The sequence below is a fragment of the Streptomyces sp. NPDC053069 genome (genome assembly GCF_044546895.1).
Taxonomy (GTDB): domain Bacteria; phylum Actinomycetota; class Actinomycetes; order Streptomycetales; family Streptomycetaceae; genus Streptomyces.
In genome coordinates, this window is record NZ_JBITZN010000003.1 from 201,876 (window position 1) to 221,901 (window position 20,026).

17 protein-coding genes are annotated in these 20,026 nt (G+C 73.7%); 5 read left to right on the forward strand and 12 right to left on the reverse strand.

Features of this window, described 5'->3' with window-relative positions; all coding sequences use genetic code 11:
- Position 1 precedes the first annotated feature (1 nt).
- Together ACIGXP_RS07935 and ACIGXP_RS07940 are read right to left on the reverse strand one after the other, a co-directional pair.
- Positions 2 to 640: a hypothetical protein gene (locus ACIGXP_RS07935; protein ID WP_363216542.1), complete on the reverse strand. Its 639-nt coding sequence runs from the start codon at positions 638 to 640 to the stop codon at positions 2 to 4.
- Positions 637 to 1,488 carry a CHAT domain-containing protein gene (locus tag ACIGXP_RS07940; protein WP_399765336.1) on the reverse strand — a complete coding sequence of 284 codons (852 nt, stop codon included), beginning with the start codon at positions 1,486 to 1,488 and terminating at the stop codon, positions 637 to 639. Before ACIGXP_RS07940 ends, ACIGXP_RS07935 begins: the two co-directional genes overlap by 4 nt.
- A 204-nt stretch (positions 1,489 to 1,692) precedes the next feature.
- Here ACIGXP_RS07940 and ACIGXP_RS07945 point away from each other — a divergent pair, with 204 nt between their 5' ends.
- The 5 genes from ACIGXP_RS07945 (at position 1,693) to ACIGXP_RS07965 (ending at position 7,741) form a co-directional block, all read left to right on the forward strand.
- Positions 1,693 to 2,670, forward strand: coding sequence for a protein kinase (locus ACIGXP_RS07945; protein ID WP_399765339.1), 978 nt, complete (start codon positions 1,693 to 1,695; stop codon positions 2,668 to 2,670).
- Positions 2,671 to 2,683: 13 nt separating this feature from the next.
- The gene (locus tag ACIGXP_RS07950) at positions 2,684 to 3,760 is read left to right on the forward strand and encodes a hypothetical protein (protein ID WP_363216539.1); all 1,077 of its coding nucleotides are present in this window, start codon (positions 2,684 to 2,686) and stop codon (positions 3,758 to 3,760) included.
- Entirely contained in the window at positions 3,757 to 5,970 is a 2,214-nt protein-coding gene (locus ACIGXP_RS07955) for a hypothetical protein (protein ID WP_399765343.1), read from the forward strand. Before ACIGXP_RS07950 ends, ACIGXP_RS07955 begins: the two co-directional genes overlap by 4 nt.
- A gap of 62 nt (positions 5,971 to 6,032) precedes the next feature.
- Entirely contained in the window at positions 6,033 to 7,208 is a 1,176-nt protein-coding gene (locus ACIGXP_RS07960) for a hypothetical protein (RefSeq protein ID WP_399765347.1), read from the forward strand.
- A complete protein-coding gene (locus ACIGXP_RS07965) occupies positions 7,205 to 7,741 on the forward strand; it encodes a hypothetical protein (RefSeq protein WP_363216535.1) in 537 nt (178 codons plus the stop codon). The genes ACIGXP_RS07960 and ACIGXP_RS07965 overlap by 4 nt, the downstream gene beginning before the upstream one ends.
- Before the next feature lie 37 nt (positions 7,742 to 7,778).
- Here ACIGXP_RS07965 and ACIGXP_RS07970 read toward each other — a convergent pair whose 3' ends face one another.
- The 10 genes from ACIGXP_RS07970 to ACIGXP_RS08015 all read right to left on the reverse strand — a co-directional run bounded on the left by ACIGXP_RS07970 (position 7,779) and on the right by ACIGXP_RS08015 (position 20,024).
- Positions 7,779 to 8,963: a sensor histidine kinase gene (locus tag ACIGXP_RS07970; protein WP_399765349.1), complete on the reverse strand. Its 1,185-nt coding sequence runs from the start codon at positions 8,961 to 8,963 to the stop codon at positions 7,779 to 7,781.
- 93 nt (positions 8,964 to 9,056) lie between these two features.
- On the reverse strand, positions 9,057 to 10,793 hold the full coding sequence (locus ACIGXP_RS07975) for a cation acetate symporter (protein ID WP_399765352.1): 1,737 nt from the start codon (positions 10,791 to 10,793) through the stop codon (positions 9,057 to 9,059).
- A gap of 31 nt (positions 10,794 to 10,824) precedes the next feature.
- On the reverse strand, positions 10,825 to 11,073 hold the full coding sequence (locus ACIGXP_RS07980; RefSeq protein ID WP_399765355.1) for a hypothetical protein: 249 nt from the start codon (positions 11,071 to 11,073) through the stop codon (positions 10,825 to 10,827).
- A gap of 252 nt (positions 11,074 to 11,325) precedes the next feature.
- Positions 11,326 to 12,138 carry a LytR/AlgR family response regulator transcription factor gene (locus ACIGXP_RS07985; RefSeq protein WP_399765359.1) on the reverse strand — a complete coding sequence of 271 codons (813 nt, stop codon included), beginning with the start codon at positions 12,136 to 12,138 and terminating at the stop codon, positions 11,326 to 11,328.
- Positions 12,139 to 12,159: 21 nt separating this feature from the next.
- The gene (locus ACIGXP_RS07990) at positions 12,160 to 13,029 is read right to left on the reverse strand and encodes a carbohydrate ABC transporter permease (protein WP_363216530.1); all 870 of its coding nucleotides are present in this window, start codon (positions 13,027 to 13,029) and stop codon (positions 12,160 to 12,162) included.
- Positions 13,026 to 13,988, reverse strand: coding sequence for a sugar ABC transporter permease (locus ACIGXP_RS07995; protein WP_363216528.1), 963 nt, complete (start codon positions 13,986 to 13,988; stop codon positions 13,026 to 13,028). The genes ACIGXP_RS07990 and ACIGXP_RS07995 overlap by 4 nt, the downstream gene beginning before the upstream one ends.
- A complete protein-coding gene (locus tag ACIGXP_RS08000) occupies positions 13,982 to 15,322 on the reverse strand; it encodes an ABC transporter substrate-binding protein (RefSeq protein ID WP_399765363.1) in 1,341 nt (446 codons plus the stop codon). Before ACIGXP_RS08000 ends, ACIGXP_RS07995 begins: the two co-directional genes overlap by 7 nt.
- Entirely contained in the window at positions 15,319 to 16,299 is a 981-nt protein-coding gene (locus ACIGXP_RS08005; protein WP_399765365.1) for a GNAT family N-acetyltransferase, read from the reverse strand. The genes ACIGXP_RS08000 and ACIGXP_RS08005 overlap by 4 nt, the downstream gene beginning before the upstream one ends.
- A 48-nt stretch (positions 16,300 to 16,347) precedes the next feature.
- Complete coding sequence (locus ACIGXP_RS08010; RefSeq protein WP_399765368.1) at positions 16,348 to 17,544, reverse strand: exo-beta-N-acetylmuramidase NamZ domain-containing protein; 1,197 nt, start codon at positions 17,542 to 17,544, stop codon at positions 16,348 to 16,350.
- A gap of 110 nt (positions 17,545 to 17,654) precedes the next feature.
- Positions 17,655 to 20,024: a glycoside hydrolase family 65 protein gene (locus tag ACIGXP_RS08015; protein ID WP_399765371.1), complete on the reverse strand. Its 2,370-nt coding sequence runs from the start codon at positions 20,022 to 20,024 to the stop codon at positions 17,655 to 17,657.
- Positions 20,025 to 20,026: the final 2 nt, after the last annotated feature.

Here is a 20,026-nt window from a genome sequence, read left to right on the forward strand (position 1 = left end):
GTCAGTTCCGCCTCAGGGTGCGGAAGTTCATGGGGCACTGCTGGACGGTCAGTTCGCTGCGCCACTGCTCGAAGCAGCCGAGGCCGCGCGCCGGGTCCTGGTGGACGGCCTTGCGGCAGCCGGGGTCCTCGGGCGAGCAGGGGCATACGACGACCGTCTCGAACAGCCGGAAGGTGTGGGTGCACACGAAGCAGGCGTTGCGCTGCCGCGGCTGTCCGAGCACCGGGTCGCCGGGCATCAGCCGTACGGTGTGCAGGGTGTCCGGCCGGGGGTCGGTGGTGTCCACGCCGTGGAAGAAGGCGGCCTGCGCCCCGGAGTCGGACGGGGCGGCGGGCGGGACCTCGCCGCTGCAGGGCAGGTTGCGCAGGTGGTGGGTGACGTCGGCCAGTCTGCCGTCCTCGGCGTGGCGCAGATAGACGGTGTCGTCCAGCCGGAAGGTGTGACCGCACACCCGGCAGGGGGCGCGGCGCGCCGAACCGGGCCGCCGCCAGGTGCCGAGCCAGCGCGAGTCCACGGTGGTGGAGGCCGGACCGTCGGCGCCGGCGACCTGCGGGTTGTCGCCGCGCTGCAGCCCACGCTCGAAGGCGCTGGCGACGTCGGCCGGGGCGGAGGTGACGGGAGGTGTGTTCGGCGTCGTCATGCCGCGCGGCTCCTTCGGGAGCAGTGGTGCACCTCGTCTGGGTCGTGGCCGTTCAGCAGGAGGGCCGCGCGGGCCGACTCGCAGGCGCGGTCGACGGCGGTGGAGTGGGCCAGGGATGCGTAGAAGCCCTCGGCGAAGGCGAGGGCGGCGTCGTCGGGGAGTTCGCCGCTGGTGCCCACGACGGTGTCGGCGCAGTCGAGCAGGCCGTCCGCGTACGCCGCCGACCAGCAGGAGTTGAGGACGACGCAGTCGAGCGGCGCGTGCAGGGCGAGGGCGGCGGCGAGCGCGCGCATCGGGACCGGGGCGGAGGTGCCCGTCTCGTCCTCGAAGAGCAGCCGGCCGTCGTGCGTGCCGTGCCCGGCGAAGTGCACGATGTGCGGCCGGACCGCCTGGAGCTGGGGCAGGATGTCGGACACCCGGGCCGCCGGGTGGGCCTCCACCGTCAGCCGGCCGGCGGAGCGGGCCGCCGCCTCCCGGATGACGCGCTGTTCGGCGCCGATGCGCAGCCTGGCCTCGTCGAGCGGGGCGGACATCAGGCACAGGATCCGCAGCGCCGTCGTCGCGCCCCGGCCGGCCAGCGCGGCGAGGCCCTGGTGTCCGGGGTACAGGACCGCCGCCGCGGTGACGAGGTCGCCGAGCACGACGCCTTTGAAGCGGCCCCGGTCGACGGTCCGGCAGACCGTGCGCCACCAGGAGGCGGCGGGCAGCTGGGCGAACGGCGGCAGCAGCGCGGGGCTGATTCCGAGGTCTTCGAGAAAGGCGTGACTGCTCGGCGCGTCGGGAAATAATTCGCCCAGTGTTTCGAATGCGCCGGCATCGCGCAGTTGTGTCCATGTCGGACTGGCCATCTGTTCGTCCCCCGAGCCAACTACCGTCACGTATTGGGCCGTTGGTGAGAAGGGTACGCGCAGTGACGCGATGCGGGTGTAGTTTCGGATTCCGCAGCACACTTATCGGGGGCGGGTTTGATCGAGCGTCTGGAAATGATCACCTGTGGTGGCCGCGATGCCGGAAAATCGATCTTCGAGATCGATTTCGATCACCAGGGAGAAATGTCCCGGGACGGGTTCCGGGAGCGCCACGGACTGCTGGTGCACGGCGGCGGTGAGCGTGTCGTGCAGCGCATCGCCCACAGCGACGCGGCGCGCCGGGAGCTGGAACGGACCGTCAGGACGGCCGACGTGCTGGTGCGCCGGCTCGGCGTCACCAGTTACCCGCCCGAACTCAGCCGCGTCATCGGCTACCGCCCGGACGGCCGGGCGCCCTATCTGGTCGCCACCCGGCGCGGGCGCCCGCTGTCCGAGATGGGCGACCGGTTACCGCTGGAGGCCGGCCAGTTGTGGGCCGTCGTGGACGGCATCCTCGCGGTGCTCCGGCACCTGAACGACCTGCGTCTGGTGCACCGGGACATCCGGCCCGAGACCCTGTGGTGGGACGGGACCACGGTGCAGCTGGCCGACTTCGGTCTCACCCTGGACGAGGGCGAGCCCCGCGGCGCGGCGGCCGGCACCGACCCCTGGCGGTCCCCGGAACAGGCCAAGGGGCAGGGCCGGGCCGACTGCCGGGACGACGTCTACTCCGCCGGCGCCGTCTTCTTCCACCTCGCCACCGGCGAGGAGGCCACCACGGCCGCGGACATGCGCGACCGGGTGCGCTGGCTCGACGCCGGGCAGCGCACCCTGCTGGAGGGGGTGTTCACCGACGAGGCGCGCCAGCGGGTCAGCGCGTACACACTACGGCTGCGGCGCGACACCCAGGCGGGCCGCAGCACCGGCCCGGGCCCGGGCACGTCCGGCCCGCCCCGGCTCGCCGAGGTCGAACAGCAGGCCCGCCAGCACTTCCATGAGCTGCGCGCCCGGCAGCACGCGTTCAACCAGCGGCAGCACGGACAGCCGTACCCCCAGCCGCCGGCCGCTCCCCCGCGCACGGGCCCGGTCGCGCTCTTCCTGGCCAGGCGGGCCGTCGTCCTGTCCGTCGCCGCGGCCGTCCTGGCCCTCGGCGTGCTGATCGCCGTCCTGGCGCTGACCTGACGGGAGGAGTGACATGGCAGCAAAAGTGAGGTGCCCCATCTGCCTCAGCATGGTCGACTGGGCGAAGGCCGAGACCGTCACCCTCACCGCGGACGGCCGGCCCGAACCGCTCGCCCCGCTCGAGGGCGAGGACGACGTGCTCGGCAACCACCGCCGTCTCGACGCCTACCGGCTGTGCACGGGCGGCGGTGAGCCGCACGTCCTGCCCGGCCGCTACGGCGACTTCGGCGAGCCCCTGGTCATCGGCGTGGTCGGTGAGTCCGCGGCCGGCAAGAGCCATCTGCTGGCGGCCATGCTCGGCATGCTCTCCGACGTCGACCGGATGGCCCGCCTCGGTCTGGTCGTCGGCGGGCTCGACCTGAAACTGCACCAGCGCTATCTGAAGGACGTCGTACGGCCCTTCCTCGACCAGGGCCAGGGCCTGGCCGGTACCCCGGCCCAGCCGCCGGAGTTCACCGACGCCCTGTGGATCCACAACAGCAACACCGGACGCAACGTCGCCGTCGCCTTCTTCGACGTCTCCGGCGAGTGGCTCGCCGACCACGACGCCGAGGTGCCGTTCCTCGGCGCGGTCAGCGCGCTGGTCTTCGTGGTCGACCCGACCCGTATCCGCGGGCTGACCGCCGCCACCGGCAGCGTCACCGGCGACCCGTCCTTCGGTGTCGTCCTCGACAAGATCGGGCGGCTGCACGGGGTGGACGGCTCCCAGTTCGTACCGCTGCCGGCCGCCGTCGTGGTCGGCAAGTGCGATCTGCTGCGCCACCACGAGCCGCTCGTCGACCGCTGGTTCCAGAACACCTCCCCCGACGAGGAGCTGCAGCTCGCCACCGTGGAGCAGGAGAGCGAGGACGCCTACGCCTTCCTCAGCTCCCGCGGCGCCGCCGGCTGGCTCGCCCCCTTCGTGCGCTGTGCCCGCTCCACGCTGCACTTCGCCACCGCGACCGGCCACAAGGCGGTCGAGGCGGACGGCGTCCAGCGTTCCCCGCTCGGGAGCTTCGCGCCGCGCCGGACCCTCAAGCCCATGCTCGCCCTCTTCGCCATGTGCGGGGTCCTCGGCCCCACCGACCTCGGCCAGGGAGCTGTCCGATGACGACGGTCGACCAGATCCTCTTCGGCTGGGCCGAACGGGACCACGAAGGCAACGCCGGGGTCCGCCCGGTCGCGCACTCCGGGCTGCGCACCCTCGACCGCTGGGCCAAGCGGCTCCAGTACGTCTGGGCCACCCAGGACGGCCAGGGCGAGCAGCCGGAGGACTCGGCCAGCCTCGTCCACCTGGTGTTCGACGACGAGGCGGCCGTCCTGCGCAAGCTGCCCTCCAGCAACCCGCACGGCCGGGGCGGCGCCACCCTGACCCACGTCCTGGTCGGCGACCCGCGCGCGATCGACGCCGGGCTCGCCCTGGGACTGCACGACTGGCCGGGCTGGCGGGACCGCGAGCCGGACGGCACCGGCGCGGACCTCGCCGCGCTCGATCTCGACGATCTGAGGGAGGCGGCGCGGCCCGGACTGGCCGCGCTGCGCGACCGGGTCACCGAGGTCCCGGCCGAGCAGCTCACCGCGCTCGTCGCCCGGGTGCTCGCCGAGCCCGCGGAGGACTTCAGCGTCCTCACCCGGCCGCAGCTCGCCCTGCCGACCATGACGGCCCTGTTCGACATCGCCGGGCCGGTCTCCGGCCGGCCCTGGACCTTCGCGAGCCGGGAGTCCACCGACAAGGGCGGCCATCAGCCCCGGGTGGTGTTCCTCGCCGCCCGCCCGCCCCAGTCGATGTACATCAACCAGCGCCGACGCGTCGATGTGACCGAGCCCCCGCCGGACACGGACACCGCCCGGTTCGCCGCCCAGCTGGTGGAGCTGTACCGGGAGAACGGACACGCGGCGCTGGAGCGGGTCCGCCCGCGGCATCCGTTGCACACCGTGCAGGACGTGGACGCCTGGCGGCGGACGGTGCCGGTCGTGGACGGCCGGATCGCCGACCCCCGGGTGCGGCTGGACATCTTCCACGACGACTCCCTGCTGGAGCGGGCCGTCGCGCGCGGCGTCCTGGTCCATGAACTGGCCCGTATGACCGGGGAGTTGAGGAAGCAGCCTGCGCAGTGGCTCATCGAGGCGCTGCGCCGCTGGCGTCGTGGGCAGCAGCGGGCCACCCGCCATCCCGACCTGTGGAGCCTGCTGATGAGCGAGGCCGTGCAGGCCTGCCTCGCCGATCAGGGGCCCAACGAGCTGGTGGAGGCGACCAGGGACGCGGAGCCGCCGCCCGCGGTGGTGGCCAGGGTGTTCGGCCGGCAGGTGCCGCCCGGGGGCCTGGACCTGAGCCGGGCCGGACACCGGCGGCTGCTGATCGTGGCCCTCGCCCTGCACCTGCCCGCCGACGCGTTGGACCACCCCGACCTCCTCGCGGCCAGCCCGGCGCACGAGCTGCTGGACCACGTCGCGCACTACGCCGGCCACTACCCGGAGGCCATGCACCTGGTGCTGCGCCACCTCGCCGACGCCGGCCAGAACCCGGTCGCCGCACGGCTGTGGTACGAGCAGGGCCTGCTGCTCGACCCGGTGGACCGTATCGCCCGCGGCGACCGCGTGAAGGAGGTCGACTGCTTCCGCCAGCTGCTCCTCGCCGCGCACGGCCCGCGGCTGGACCACGCGGCCGCCGCCACCCTGGTGGAACGCGCCGGGGTCCGGGCACCCCTGGGCCTGTACGCCGCCGCGCTGGAACTCGCCGCGGACGACGGCGCCCAGCAGCGGATCCGGTACGAGCTGTCGGAGCAGTTCCTCCGTGCCGAGGGCTATCCCGGCCCGGGCACGGGCTCCCCGTACGGATCGCGGCCGGGCGGGCCGGTGCTCGGCGGCAGGACGACCGCACCGGCCGGGCCCGGTGCACCGCCGGGCCACGGCGCCGCCGGCCCGGTACCGTACGAGCCGGGCCGGCCCCGGCAGGACCCGCCCGCCCCGGGCACCGGCTCCCCGCCGCCGGCCGCCGTGGGTGCGGGCTCGTACCCGTCGTCCCCCTCCCCCACGCGCACACACACCGAGTGGGCGCATCCGGCCGCCCCGGGGGCGGGCCACCCTGCCCAGGGAGCCGTCCCCGGCCCCGCACGGTGGGACCCCCTGACGCCGCCCCGGAAGCCGAGCCGCCGGCCGGCCGGCCCGCACGCCGATGGCGGCCCGCAGGAGCCCGCCGACCGCCGGCGCAGGCTCGGGGGTCTTCTTCAACTCGACCCCGTGACGGTGATCTTCGTGTCGACGCTCCTGCTCGTGCTGGTCTGCGCGTTCGGGTACGTCTTCTGGACCTCCATGCCCTGATCCCCGGACCCCGCCGCGCCCTCATCCCCACCCCGACCGACGGACGACACGAATGACGCCGCATGACATCGACTGAAGAGGCAACACCGCCGAACCCCGGGCCGGTTCCCGCGCAACGCACCGGCCCCGCTTCGGAACTCGACGGCATCGCCGGGCGGATCCGCGCCCTGGCGAACCGTGCCCGCACCGACGGTTCCGACACCCGGGTGCTCGACCGCGTCGTGGCCGATCTGGAACGGGGCGGCGCCACCCTCGCCGGCACCGACCTGGTCACCGCCTACCCGCCCGAGGTGCTGCTCCCGGACGCGCCGTCGAAGGGCCGCGGCACGCTGGAGGGCTGGCTCGGCGTCGCGCGCGACGTGCTGGTGTTCGCCCCCATCGCGCTCACCTGGTGGCGGCTGCGCGGCGCACTGGACGCCTACGACGCGACCCGCAGTCAGGACCCCTTCCTGCTCGGCTGGGCCCGCGGCTTCCCGCACGGCAGCCCGCCCGAGCCGACCACCGTGACCCTGGGCACGTCCGCGCTGCACGTCACCCTGCTCATCCTGGCCGTCGTCCTGCTGACCCTGGTGCTGCACGCCCTGCAGCGCAGCCGGGAGCGGCGGCTCTCCCGGGAGGCGGAGCGCGGGCGGCTCGCGGGCGAACTGGCCCTGGCCACGTTCCTGCTCGCCACGCCCGCACGGCCGGCCGGCAAGCCGCTGGACAGCCGGAGCGCGGAGAAGCTCGCCTCCCAGCTCAACGCCGGTACGGAAGCTCTGCAACTGGCGTTGCACCGGACCTCCCAGGAGATCACGGCCGCGCTGGAGACCGGGCCGGGCAGCAGGATCCAGAGCGCCCTGGACGGCTGGACGAAGACGGTCGACGAACTGACCCGGCTGATCCGGGGGCTCACCCCGCCCAGCCAACTGGCCCAGGACCTGATCCGGATCCGGGAGCAGAACGCCGAGGACGAGGCGAAGCTGCGCGCCGCCATCGAGACGCTCGTCGGCGACCTGCGGCGCGCCCAGGAGACGACCGGGCAGGAGATCCACCGGCACGACCTCGCGGTGGCCGCGGTCCGGGACCTGGCCCGCAGTCTCGGCGAGACACTGCTGGTCTTCACCGAGCGGGCGGAGAACCTGGTGGACTCCACCCGGAGCATCTGGCAGCTGGTCGACCGCCTGGAGCGCCGCTACGGTGGGCCGGCGTCCGACGGCCGGGACAACGCCGACCCACCGCCGTACCGGGGCGGCCCATGAGCCGCCGGCTGCCGCAGCGGGCGGCCGGCGGTCGCACCATGCTGCTCGCCGGGTGGCTCTTCGCCGATCTGCTCCTGCTGCTGCTCGTGATCGCGCTGGGTTCGCTGCCGCGCGAGCACCGCACGGGCGCGACGCAGAAGCCCGGCACGCCGTCCAGTCCGCCGCCGAGCACCCAGCCGGCGGAGCGCGGGCTGGTGCTCAAGCCGTGCAGCTTCACCGTGCGGACGGGCAGCGCCGGGTCCGTCCGGAAGCAGTTCGGCGCGCAGCTGCGCAGGGCCGGGGTGGCGGACCGTACGGCGGGTTTTGTGCTCTCCTTCGGTACGGCGCCGGATCCGGGGCCGGGCCAGGAGGCCGCCGACAAGGTCAACTCGATGATCACCGGCGGTTTCTCGCACTTCAAGGGCGCGCCCAAGCGGGGCTACTGGAAGGGCGGGCCGTCCGGCAAGGTCAGGATCGACGTGTTCTTCCTCGCCACGCCCGACGGCGACACCTCGTTCCCGAAAGGGTGTCACTCCTCGGACGACGGCAGCTGACCGACCGGGACCGGTGACGGGGGGCGCGGAGGCGGAGTCATGGGGGCGGGGCCTGGATGCCCGGGCGGAACTTCGGGAGGCGGAGGGTGATCTTCGTACCCGCGCCGACGCCGGTCTCGATGACGAGGCCGTGGTCGTCGCCGTAGACCTGGCGCAGCCGGCGGTCGACGTTGCTCAGGCCGATGCCGGAGGCGGGTCCGGCCGTGCCGCGCAGGATCGCGCGCAGGCGTTCCGGTTCCATGCCGACGCCGTTGTCCTCGATGACGACCCGGGCCTCGGTTCCCTCGTCCTCGGCGATGATCGTGACGCTGCTGCGCTCCACGGCCTCCAGGCCGTGTTTGAGGGCGTTCTCGACGAGAGGCTGCAGACAGAGGAAGGGCAGGGTCACGGGCAGCACCTCGGGGGCGATGCGCAGGGTGACCTTCAGGCGGCGGCCGAAGCGGGCGCGGGCGAGTTCCAGGTACTGCTCGATGGAGCGCAGCTCCTCGGCGAGGGTGGTGAAGTCGCCGTCCCGGCGGAAGCTGTAGCGGGTGAAGTCGGCGAATTCCTGGAGCAGTTCACGGGCGCGCTCGGGGTCGGTGCGGACGAAGGAGGCGATGCTCGCGAGGGAGTTGTAGATGAAGTGCGGGGAGATCTGGGCGCGCAGGGCCCGGACCTCGGCCTCATGGGCGCCGGCGCGGGCCCGGTCGAGGCCGGCCAGTTCGAGTTCCAGCGAGAGCCGGCACGCTGCTTCCTCGGTGGCCCGGAGCAGGGCGGTGGACTCGGCGGCGGCGAGCACGGCGAGGGCACCGCGAACACCGCCGTCGGCCGTGAGGGGCACCAGGGCGCCCCAGCGGACGGGGCAGCCGGCGTCGTCGCAGAGCAGGGCGAAGGTCCGGGGGCGCGCCGGGTGGGCGAGCTGTTCGGCGATCTGCGGGCGGTGGTGGTCGGCGGCACCGTCCCAGGCGAGCACGGAGGCGTCGTCGGTGAGGGCGAGAGCGGGGGTGCCGAGCAGGGGGCGCAGCCTGCGGGCCGCCTTGCGGGCGGTGTCCGGGGTCAGTCCGGCGCGCAGGGGTGCCGCGGCGAGTGCGGCGGTGTGCAGCGCGTGGGCGAGGGCGCGCGTCCCGTCGCTGTCGGCCGAGTGCTCCTGCTGCCGGCGCGCCGCACCGTGTCCGAGGGCGGCACCGAGCACGAACAGCGCGAGCCCGGCCAGAGCGAGGGCGGCGGTACCGAGGACGGTCATGGGTGCCGCGGGTCCCGCATGGACCGGCCGGCGGGAACGCTCGCGCAGGGCCGGCTGCGGCGCGCTGAAATGGTGAACACGGCGGCTCCTTCGTCAGGTCGTGGCCGTTCCGGGGCGGGGGGTGGGCGGGGGTTCGGGCAGGTGCAGGCGGGCCAGGGTGGCGGCGGTACCGGGCGGGACGCGGTCGCGGGTGGCCAGGGAGACCAGGACCATCGCCGTGAAGCCGACGGGGACGGACCACACCGCGGGCCAGGCCAGCAGGGTGTGCAGCCAGCCCGAGCGGGCGCCGCCGGCGATGGTGGCCGTCACTGCGGCGAGCGCCGAGCCGCCGCCGAGGAGCAGCCCGGCGATGGCGCCCGGCGGGGTCAGGCCGCGCCACCAGATGCCGAGGACGAGCAGCGGGCAGAAGGAGGAGGCCGAGACGGCGAAGGCGAGACCGACCGCGTCGGCCACGGGCAGGTCGCTGACCGCGGCGGCCGCGGCGGTCGGCACCGCGATCGCGGGCAGGGTGGCGAGCCGGAAGTGCCGGACGCCGAGCGTGGGCAGGACGTCCTGCGCGAGGACGCCCGCGACGGACATGGTGAGTCCGGAGGCCGTGGACAGGAACGCCGCGCACGCGCCGCCGGCGACGAGCGCGCCCAGCAGGTCCCCGGCGGCCCCGCCGATCAGCCGCTGCGGCAGGACCAGGACGGCGGCGTCGGTGTCGCCGGTGAGCAGCAGGTCGGGGGCGTACAGCCGGCCGAGCATGCCGTACAGGGGGATCAGGAGGTAGAAGGCGCCGAGCAGGGCGAGCACGCTCACCGTGGTGCGGCGGGCGGCGCGGCCGTCGGGGTTGGTGTAGAAGCGGACCACGACGTGCGGCAGGCCCATGGTGCCGAGGAAGGTGGCGAGGATCAGCCCGTAGGTGGCGTACAGGCCGTGCTGCTCGCGGTCCGGGGACAGCGGCTTGGCCCAGCTGGAGGGCGCGGTGCGGTCGGGTGCCCGGTCGGGCAGGGGGACGCGGGCGCCGGCCGGGAAGCGCAGGGCGGTGTCCGCGCCGATCCGGTGGCGGCCCTCGCCGAGCCGCAGCGCACTGTCGTCAACCGCACGGCCGTCGACGGTTCCTGAGGCGGTCACGCGGACCGGCTCGTGCACGGTGAGGGTGAGCGGCCCCTCGACGCGCACCTCGGTGGAGCGGTGGAAGACGGGCCGGTCGTCCCAGGCCGGGGCGGGGAGGTGGTCGCTGCGCCAGGCGAGCAGCAGGAACACCACCGGCACCAGCAGGGCGGTGAGTTTCAGCCAGTACTGGAAGGCCTGGACGAAGGTGATGCTGCGCATACCGCCGGCGGCGACGGCGACGGTCACCACGGCGGCGACGACCAGAGCGCCGAGCCAGCCGGGGGCGCCGGTGAGCAGCCGCAGGGTGAGGCCGGCGCCGCGCAGTTGGGGCAGCAGATACAGCCAGCCGATGCCGACGACCAGCACCCCGGCGATCCGGCGCACCGCGCGGGACTGGAGCCGGGCCTCGGCGAAGTCGGGGAGGGTGTAGGCGCCGGAGCGGCGCAGCGGGGCGGCGACGAAGGCCAGCAGCACCAGGAAGCCGGCGGTGTAGCCGATGGGGAACCACAGCATGTCGACGCCCTGGGCGAGGACGAGTCCGGCGACGCCGAGGAAGGAGGCGGCGGACAGGTACTCGCCGCTGACCGCGAAGGCGTTGAGGCGCGGCGCGACGGTGCGGGAGGCGACGTAGAAGTCGGAGGTGGTGCGGGAGATGCGCAGGCCGAGCGCGCCGACGAGGACGGTGGCGAGGATGACGGCCGTGACGCCCAGGAGGCCGTACGTCTGGTTCACCGGCCGGCGCCGGCGGATGGTCGGCGCATGGTCAGGGGCGTTCCGCGGGGGCGCCGGTGGCGGCCGCGTCGGTCTCGTTGGCCTCGGCGCGACGGACGTACCAGGCGCCGATGGCCAGCAGCGCGGGGTAGGGCGCCACGCCCAGCAGGAGCCAGACGGCGAGCGGGACGCGGGGTGCTGCGCCGGCGAGGGGCAGGATGCGCAGGAGTACGGGGAGCAGGCCGAGCAGGGCGGCGAGGAGGGCCGTGACCATGAGCGCGGCCTTCAGCTGACGGTGCATCAACTGACGCAGGCGGGGCTCGGGCCGGGGCTGCGGAAGGGCCCTGGGGCGCGGTGCGGTCGTATCGCCCGCGGCGCGCGGCCGTCCGGTGACCACCTCTCTGCGAGGGACGGACTCCGCACCCATGCCGCACTCCCCGACGCCGCGGTGATCACCTTGTGCTGCGGCGAGTGTACGCAAGCGGGCCCTCGTGGAGACAGTCGGCGGACGACAATCGCCACAGGTCCGTGACCCGGGGGCCGCGCCGGCTGCTCAGCGGGCCCGGCCGGCCGCGTGCCGGGCCAGCAGGTCCCGCAGCTCCCGGGCGTTGCGCCGGCTCACGGCGAGGACACGGTCGCCGATCCGTACGGTCACGTTGCCGCCGTCCAGGCGGAGTTCCTCGATGCGGCCGAGTGCGACGAGCCGGCTGCGGTGGATGCGTACGAAGCCGCGGGCGCGCCACTGTTCCTCCAGGGTGGACAGTGCGACGCGCACCAGGTGGCTGCCGTGCGGGGTGTGCAGCCGGGCGTAGTCGCCCTGTGCCTCGACGTGGGTGATGTCGGCGATGGGCACGAACCGGGTCACCCCGCCCAGTTCCACGGGGACGTGGTCGCCGAAGGCGGGCGCCGGCCCCGGCGCGGCCCCGGCGGGTGCGGCGGGCCGGGGCCCCTGGCCGGCCCGGACCAGTTCGGCGACCCGGCGGACGGCCTCGGCGAAGCGTTCCTCGCGGAGGGGCTTGAGCAGGTAGTCGACGGCCTTGAGGTCGAAGGCGCGGACCGCGAAGTCGTCGTGCGCGGTGACGAAGACGACCAGCGGCGGTGCGGCGAACCGGCCGAGCAGCCGGGCCAGTTCGAGGCCGTCGAGTCCCGGCATGTCGATGTCGAGGAAGACGACGTCGACGGCCCGGTCGCCGGGCGGCCCGTCCTCCATGGCCCGGCCGAGCCGCCGCAGGGCCTCGGTGGGCCCCGCCGCGGGCACCACGCTGCCGACCCGCGGATCGCGCCCCAGGAGGTACAGCAGCTCTTCGAGCGCGGGCTCCTCGTCGTCCACGGCCAGCACGCTCAGGGGCATGTCGCTCGCGCTCATCTCCGCCGGCTCCTCCCCCCGCTACTTGAGGCCGCTGAGCATGACACCACGGATGTAGTACTTCTGCAGCAGCAGGAACAGCACCAGGACCGGCAGAATGCTCAGGACCAGACCGGCCATGACGACGGGCATCGTACGGGCCGGGTCGACGTGGTCCTGCAGGAGCTGGATGCCGACGGGCAGGGTCATCACGTCCGGGTTCGCGGTCGAGACGAGCAGCGCCCAGATGTACTCGTTCCAGGCGTCGACGAAGGTCAGCAGCCCGAGCGTCACCAGGACCGGGGTGGTCTGCGGTACGACGATCCGCCACCACACGGTGAACTCCCCGGCCCCGTCGATGCGCGCGGCCTCCAGGACCTCGTCCGGGATCGAGAGCATGAACTGGCGTGTCAGGAAGATCCCGAAGCTGCTCACGAGGAACGGCATGGCGAGCGCCACGATACTGACGGTCAGGCCCGCGCCGCCGCGCCCGGTCAGGTCGTTGCCGCCGGCCAGTGGCCAGTGGACGAGGATCAGGAAGTGCGGGATGAGGAAGACGAACGGCGGGAACATCATCGTGGACAGGACGAGGCGGAAGACGAAGTTGCGTCCGGGGAAGCGGAGTTTGGCGAGTGCGTAGCCGGCGAGTGACGACGTGAGCAGCACCGATGCGGTGATCAGGGTGGTGGCGACGACGCTGTTGCGGAAGAGCACCGGCAGGTCGAGCTGGTGGATCGCCGCCCGGTAGTTGGACAGGTCGAACGCCTCGGGCAGGAACCGGTACGGCAGCGTGCCGGCCTCGCCGGGCCCCTTGAAGGACGTCATCACCATGTCGAGGAACGGGACCACCGTCAGCACGGCGCCGGTCACGACCACCAGGTACGACAGCCACGGGAAACGGCGGCGGCTCATGCGTCCTCCCCCTTGCGCCGGAAGATCCACAACTGCACCAGGGTGACCAGGAGGACCACCGCGAACAGTACGAAGGCGGCGGCGCTCGCGGTGCCCCAGTCGCCGTAGCTGAAGGCCTGCCGGTACATCTCCAGCGCGGCCACGTTGGTCGCGTCGCCCGGCCCGCCCTGGGTCATCACGATGATCAGCGCGAACGACTGCAGGCCGGCGAGGAACTGGGTGATGCACACGAACAGCAGGGACGGCCGCAGCAGCGGCAGGGTGATCCGCCGGAAGACGGTGACGGGCCCGGCGCCGTCGAGCGCGGCGGCCTCGTAGTACGACTCGGGAATGGACTTCAGCCCGGCCGTCAGGACCAGGATCGCGGAGCCGACCGAGGCCCAGGCCTGCACGACCACGACCGAGGGCAGCGCGGTGTCCGGGTCCTGCAGGAACGCCACGGAGCCGAGCCCGAGGGCGTTGAGGACACCGTTGACCAGACCGCCCGGCTCGTACATGTACTTCCACACGTTGCCGACCGCGACGACGGTCGTGACGATCGGCAGGAAGTACAGGGTGCGCCACAGCCCTTGGAACCGCAGCTTGTCGATGCAGGTGGCGACGAGCACCGAGCCGGCGAGCGCGAGGGCCACGGTGCCCAGGGCGAACAGCAGCGTGTTGGTGAGGATCGGCGCCAGGAACGCCGACCCGTCCGCGAAGAGACCGGTGAAGTTGTCCGGGCCGGCCGGGTCGATGTCGCCGAGCCGGAACCCGGCCCAGCGGGACATCGACAGCAGCAGCGCGAAGCCGAGCGGCAGGATCAGGAAGACCGCGAAGAACAGCAGCGCCGGCGCCAGGAAGAGGTAGGCGACGACGGCCTGGCGGCGCCGGTGCCGGGTGCGGCCGTCCAGCGCCGGGCCGGCGGGCTGCGGCGCGGTCGCCGTCCGTCCGGCGGTCTCCGGCGCCAGGGCGTTCACCATGAGCGCGACACCTCCTGATCGACCTGACGGCGGATGGTGCGCAGTGCCTCGTCCACCGACTGCTGACCGGTCCACAGCGCCTCGATGTTCTTGCGCAGCAGCGACTTGGCCTGCTGCGCGCCGGGCACGTTCGGCTCCGGCACCGCGTACGCGAGCGCGTCCAGGAACGGGCGCAGGTTCGGATCGCCGCCCCGGCCCAGGAGTGTCCGCATGTCGTCGGCGCGGCCGGTCAGGGAGCCGACCGACACCTGCAGGGCGCTCATCCGGGTCACCGCCGCACCCTTGTCGACGCGCACCTTCTCGGTGTTGAGCCAGCGCAGGAACTCCCAGGCCTCCCGCGGGTGTTCACTGGCCGTGTTGACGCCCAGCATGAAGCCGGTGGAGAGCGTGGCGCGCTGGTCGTGCGCCGCGGGGACGGGCACGGGCGCGACACCGACATCGCGGTAGTCCTTGCCCATCAGGGGTTTCAGACTCCCGGTCCACCAGCCCGCGCTGATCACCATGGCCACCTGCCCGGAGGGGAACGCCTGATAGACGTTGACGGCGGGATCGCTCGCGCCTCTGCCGACGAGGCGGTGCTCCAGTTCGAACACGGCCCGGCCGGCCGGCGCGTCGATGGCGGTGTGTCTGCCGTCCGCGGAGACGAACCTGCCGCCGGCGGCGCTGAGCAGGGCCAGGGTCTGGCCGACGGTGGTGGAGTCGTCGTTGGCCGACAGCCCGAAACCCTGGACCAGCGTGTTGCCGTACCGGTCCCGCCTGGCGGTGCGGTATGCCGTCTCCTCCAGCTCACGCCAGGTGCGCGGCGGGCCGTCGAGTCCGGCCTCGCGCAGCAGGCGCTTGTTGTAGTAGAGGGCGTACGTCTGCACCTCGGTGGGGTAGCCGTAGACCCTGCCCGCCACCGACGCGGCGCCGACCGCGGCCGCGCCGTAGCCGCGCCTGATCTCCTCGGCGTGCTCGGACGGGGCGGGCCGCAGGACGCCGGCCCGGACGAGCTGGCCGTTCCACAGGCAGTACGGGTGCAGGATGTCGGCGCCCTGGCCCGCGGCCTGCCGGACCATGAATGTGGTCAGCAGGTCCGTGAACTCGACGGCCTTGGTGCGCACCTTGACCCGGTCGTGCGTGGCGTTCCACTCGTCGACCGGGCCCTGCAGGGCCCGCTTCAGCTCTCCGCTCGCGTAGTGGGAGAGCAGGGTGAGGACGATCGGGTCCCCGGGCCGCCCGGTGCCCCGGTGCGGCGTGGCGCATCCGGAGGCGAGCAGCGCCGAGGGGAGCGCGAGGGCGAAGTGGCGGCGGCTCAGGCCGTCGGTGCGGCGGGGGTGGTGTGACGGCGTCACCGGGCGGCCTCCCGGCGCAGCACGCGGAACACCCGGGTCGTGGTGAAACCCGCCGCGCGGTACAGGTGGCCCGCGGGAGACCGTTCGCCGGTCCACAGGAACCACGCGCCGTGCGCACCGCGGGCCCGCATCCGCTCCAGGACCAGGTGGAGCAGCACCTTGCCGAGTCCGGTGCCGCGCATCTCCTCCAGCACGCCGAACGGGCCGAACCGCTCGTCCGCCGAGGCGTACGCGCCGTGCATCGCCCAGCCGACCAGGCGGCCCGAGGGGTCCCGGGCGACGACGATCCGGTCGAGCGGGGTGCCCGCGGCCAGGCACTCGCGGATCGCGCGTGCCCAGTCCGGGTTGAAGTGGTTCCCGGCGAGCGCGATCAGTTCCACCAGGTCGTCGTCGGTGGGCGTGCCGAACCGGTGGCCCTGCGCGGTCAGTTCGTCCTCGCGGTGGGCGACCTCGTCCGGGAGCCGGTAGCCGACCAGGCCGCGGTCCATCGCCGCCGCCTCGTAGAGCGTGCGGAAGCCCAGGGACTCCAGGAGCCCGGCCGCTTCCGGGTAGGTCTCGGCGTCCAGGCCGGGCAGCACGTAGTTCGGGGTGTACGAGGCGAAGTCCACCCGGGTGCGGCCGTGGCCGTGCAGCCAGTCCAGCGTGTCGCTCAGCAGCCGGCGGCCGAGGCCGCGTCCGCGGGCGGCCGGGTCGACGAAGAAGAACGGGATCCAGCCCTGTTCCGGCTCCAGGTCGGTGCCGGTCATCGGCGTCAGCCGGCGTACCCCGTAGGCGGCGCCGACGACACGGCCGTCGTCGACGGCGACGCGCAGCCCCTCGGGGTCGAAGTTGGCGTCGAGCAGCACCAGGCAGCGGAAGCGGTCGGGGGTGATGGGGTCGGCCGGCGCGCTCCGCCGCCAGACCTGCACCACCTGCGGACCGTCACCCGCCCGGAAGCCACGGATGCCGGCCCGGGGTGTCGTCGTGCGATCGGTCATCGACGGGGTTGTCCTTCCCTTCATGGATCGCCCGGCGGGCAGCGGATATCAGGCGTACAGCAGCGCGTCGGCGCCGGCCCAGTGGACCGGCGGGGCCGGTGGGGCGCACAGGGGCAGGGGGTCGCCGCCCGCGTCGATGGTGTGCCGCAACCGGTCGGAGCCCCACAGCAGGTCGATGAAGTGCCGGTGGCCGGTCCGCTCCGCGCCGCCGTCCGGGGTGTGCCAGGCGAAGTCGTCCGGGTACAGCCGCCGCAGGGTGGCGAGCATCGCGACGGCGGTGCGTACGGGAGCGAACGCCTCGCGGTCGGTGAGGTGGAGCTGGACCCCGCGCAGCGGCCGTCCGGCGTGTTTGTGGAAGGTAGGTACGTACCGCAGATCACGGAAGTGCACTCCGGGCAGGGCGAGTTCGGCGAGCGCGGGCGCGAAGCGCGCGTCGATGTACGGGGCCCCGACGATCTCGAAGGGCTGCGTGGTGCCACGGCCCTCGGAGAGGTTCGTGCCCTCGAACAGGCAGGTGCCGGGGTAGACGGCGGCGGTGGCGGGCGTCGGGATGTTCGGCGAGGGCGCGACCCACGGCAGGCCGGTCGCCCCGGCGTCCATGGCGCGCCGCCAGCCGACGGCCTCGATCACCGTCAGGTCGGCGCAGGCCCCGGCCGCTCGGGGCACGATCGAGGCGTTGAGATGCCGGGCGAGTTCGCCGCAGGTGAGGCCGTGCCGGACGGGTGTCGGGGCGCGCCCGACGAAGCTGGCCCAGGCCTCCTCGAGCAGCGGGCCCTCGCTGACGAGTCCGCCGAGCGGGTTGGGCCGGTCGGCGACCACGAACCGCACGCCCGTGCGGGCCGCCGAGACCATCAGGTCGAACATGGTCCCCACGTAGGTGTAGTACCTGGCCCCGATGTCCTGCAGGTCGAACACCAGGGCGTCGACGCCGCTGTCGAGCAGCAGTGCGTCCAGGCGTTCGCCGTCGCAGCGGTAGGTGTCGTGGACCGGCAGGCCGGTGGCGGGGTCGGTCCCGGCGGCCTCGCTCCGGCCGGCCTGGGCCGTCCCGTGCAGCCCGTGCTCGGGGCCGAACAGGGCGACCAGCCGTGCGCCGGCCTCCAGCAGCGCGGGCGCGGCGGGGCGCAGGTCGGGCAGGACGCCGGTGTGGTTGGTGACCAGCCCGAGCCGGCCGGGTCCGGCGAGCGCGGGAGACGCGTGCAGTCGTGCGATCCCGGTCGTCACCGTGCCGCGGTCGTCCGTGCTCATCCTGGCCCCGTCTGCCGGTGACATCTCGCCCGCTCTCCGAGTGGTTGTCCGGAATCTACTGGCATGTCCGGGAATTTAGCAATGAACCACTCGCAGGGGGTGCCGTGCGCTCACTCCGGTACGACCAGCTGTGCCGTCTCCCCCGGTCCGACCGGTACGACCCGGTCGCGCAGGCAGAGGTCGATGAGCGAGCGGTCGGAGGACGGTACGGCGATCTCCAGCAGGCCGCTGCGCAGGCGCAGATGGACGCCCCAGTGGCCGTGGTAGCGGATGGAGAAGCCGTAGGAGGAGAGTTCGGGCAGCGGGACCGGGTCGAGGTACAGGGCGCCGCTGCGGGTCTCCAGGCCGGTCAGTCCGCGCTGGACGAGGTCGAGGGTGCCGGCCATGGCCCCGAGGTGGATGCCCTCTCCGGTGGTGCCGCCCTGCAGGTCGGCGATGTCGCCGCGCAGCGCCTCCTGGACGAAGGCCCAGGAGCCGGCGCGGCGGCAGCGGGCCAGCACCCAGCCGTGGACCAGGCCACTGAGGGTGGAGCCGTGACTGGTGCGGTGCAGGTAGTGGTCGACGGTCGCGGTCCAGGTCCGCTCGTCGAGGTGGTGGCCCAGCCGGCCGAGGAGCGCACGGAGTTCGGTCGCCGAGAAGAGGTAGCCGAGCATCAGGACGTCGGCCTGTTTGGACGCCTTGTACCGGTTGACGGTGTCGCCCTCCGCCTCCAGGATCCGGTCCAGGCGCCGGATGTCGCCGTACAGCTTGCGGTAGCCGTGCCAGTCCAGCTCGGCGAGGTCGCCGTAGCCCTCGAACTGGCTGATCACCCCGTCGTGGAAGGGCACGTGCAGGGTGCGGGAGATCTCCTCCCAGCGGGCGGGCTCCTCCTGGTCGAGGCCGGCGCTCTCGGCGAGTTCACGGCAGCGCGGCTCGGGCAGCAGGTCCAGCAGCTCCAGGGCGCGGGCGAGCACCCAGGCGGCGGTGACGTTGGTGTACGCGTTGTCGTCCAGGCCCGGTGCGGCGGCGCCGGGGTAGGCGTCGTGGTACTCGTCGGGGCCGACCACGCCCCGGATGCGGTACCGGCCGAGACGGTCGTCGTAGTGGGCCGAGTCCGCCCAGAAGCGGGCGATGTGCAGCAGCATCTCGGCGCCCTCGCCGTGCAGGAAGTCGATGTCGCCGGTCGCCTCGCAGTACTGCCAGATGTTGTAGGCCACCGCCGAGCCGACGTGGTGCTGCAGCCGGGAGTGGTCCGGCAGCCAGCGGCCGGAGCGCGGGTTGAGGTGGAGCTGCTGGGTCTCCTCGCGGCCGTCGCTGCCGCTCTGCCACGGGTACAGCGCGCCGCGCCGGCCGACGTCCCGGGCCGCCTGGCAGGCGGCGTCCAGCCGGCGGTGGCGGTAGTGGAGCAGGGCGCGGGAGACCTCGGGCAGGTGCAGGTTGAGGTAGGGCAGCACGAAGAGTTCGTCCCAGAAGACATGACCGCGGTAGGCCTCGCCGTGCAGCCCGCGCGCGGGGACGCCGACGTCGAGGTCGGCGGTGTGCGGCGAGAGGGTCTGCAGCACATGGAACAGGTGCAGGCGCAGGATGCTGCCCGCCTCGCCGGGGACCTCCAGCGCGGTGCGCCGCCACAGCTGCTCCCATGCCGCGGCGTGCGCCTCCTGCAGTGCGTCGAAGCCGGGGGCGGCGCCGACACGGTCGACGGCCGCCTGCAGCGCGTCGCCGATGGCCGGGTCGTGGGAGGTGTGCAGCGCCACGGTCTTGTCGACGGTGACGGTGCGGCCGGGCGCCAGGCGCAGTCGCACGTGCTGGACGGCGCGCTCGGGTTCGGGCACCAGCAGCACCGGCGCGTCGGCGGTCAGCCGGGCGGCGAGGCCGAACTCGATGCGGGAGGTACGGGTGTGGCAGCGCAGCCATACGGTGTCGTGTGCCGCGATGCCGGTCCGCACATGCATGAGGTGCCGGCCGTCCAGGTCCCGGTAGCGGGCCACGCCGGAATTGGTGACCCGTCCGTCGAGCGCGGCCTCCACCTCCAGGTCGAGGCTGCCGCCCTCGACGGTGAACTCGGTGCGCAGAGCGGCGAGATGGGGGTCGGCGAGGTGGACGAGCCGCAGCTGGCGCACCTGGAGCGTGGCCTCGCCGTCCAGGCCGTAGCCGGTGCGGCGTTCCAGCAGGCCGGGATCGAGGTGGAGCATCTGGTGGTGCTCGGTGACGAGGGCGGTGTCAGGGGTGAGCCAGGCGCCGCCCGCCGGACGGAACCGCAGCGGCAGCCAGTTGGGGAGGTTGACCATGTCCTCGTTCTCGACCTGGCGCCCGGCGACTTCGGACGTGAGCCGGTCGTAGCAGCCGGCCGCGTAGGTGCCCGGGTAGTGGATGTCGTCGGCAGTGCACTCGGGCAGCGCCCCGCGGGTCGCGAAGTAGCCGTTGCCGACGGTGCACAGGGACTCCCGCAGGCGTTCCTCCTCGGGGCGGTAGCCGTCGTACTCCCAGGTCGGTCCCGGCACCG

Bases quoted from the DNA above. Each gene is read 5' to 3' on its own strand.
- ACIGXP_RS07965 (WP_363216535.1), top strand. From the start codon at position 7,205: ATGAGCCGCCGGCTGCCGCAGCGGGCGGCCGGCGGTCGCACCATGCTG.
- ACIGXP_RS07990 (WP_363216530.1), bottom strand. From the start codon at position 13,029: ATGAGCCGCCGCCGTTTCCCGTGGCTGTCGTACCTGGTGGTCGTGACC.
- ACIGXP_RS07995 (WP_363216528.1), bottom strand. From the start codon at position 13,988: ATGGTGAACGCCCTGGCGCCGGAGACCGCCGGACGGACGGCGACCGCG.
- ACIGXP_RS07940 (WP_399765336.1), bottom strand. From the start codon at position 1,488: ATGGCCAGTCCGACATGGACACAACTGCGCGATGCCGGCGCATTCGAA.
- ACIGXP_RS07985 (WP_399765359.1), bottom strand. From the start codon at position 12,138: ATGAGCGCGAGCGACATGCCCCTGAGCGTGCTGGCCGTGGACGACGAG.
- ACIGXP_RS08010 (WP_399765368.1), bottom strand. From the start codon at position 17,544: ATGAGCACGGACGACCGCGGCACGGTGACGACCGGGATCGCACGACTG.
- ACIGXP_RS07955 (WP_399765343.1), top strand. From the start codon at position 3,757: ATGACGACGGTCGACCAGATCCTCTTCGGCTGGGCCGAACGGGACCAC.
- ACIGXP_RS07950 (WP_363216539.1), top strand. From the start codon at position 2,684: ATGGCAGCAAAAGTGAGGTGCCCCATCTGCCTCAGCATGGTCGACTGG.
- ACIGXP_RS07980 (WP_399765355.1), bottom strand. From the start codon at position 11,073: ATGCACCGTCAGCTGAAGGCCGCGCTCATGGTCACGGCCCTCCTCGCC.
- ACIGXP_RS07970 (WP_399765349.1), bottom strand. From the start codon at position 8,963: ATGACCGTCCTCGGTACCGCCGCCCTCGCTCTGGCCGGGCTCGCGCTG.
- ACIGXP_RS07935 (WP_363216542.1), bottom strand. From the start codon at position 640: ATGACGACGCCGAACACACCTCCCGTCACCTCCGCCCCGGCCGACGTC.
- ACIGXP_RS08005 (WP_399765365.1), bottom strand. From the start codon at position 16,299: ATGACCGATCGCACGACGACACCCCGGGCCGGCATCCGTGGCTTCCGG.
- ACIGXP_RS07945 (WP_399765339.1), top strand. From the start codon at position 1,693: ATGTCCCGGGACGGGTTCCGGGAGCGCCACGGACTGCTGGTGCACGGC.
- ACIGXP_RS07960 (WP_399765347.1), top strand. From the start codon at position 6,033: ATGACATCGACTGAAGAGGCAACACCGCCGAACCCCGGGCCGGTTCCC.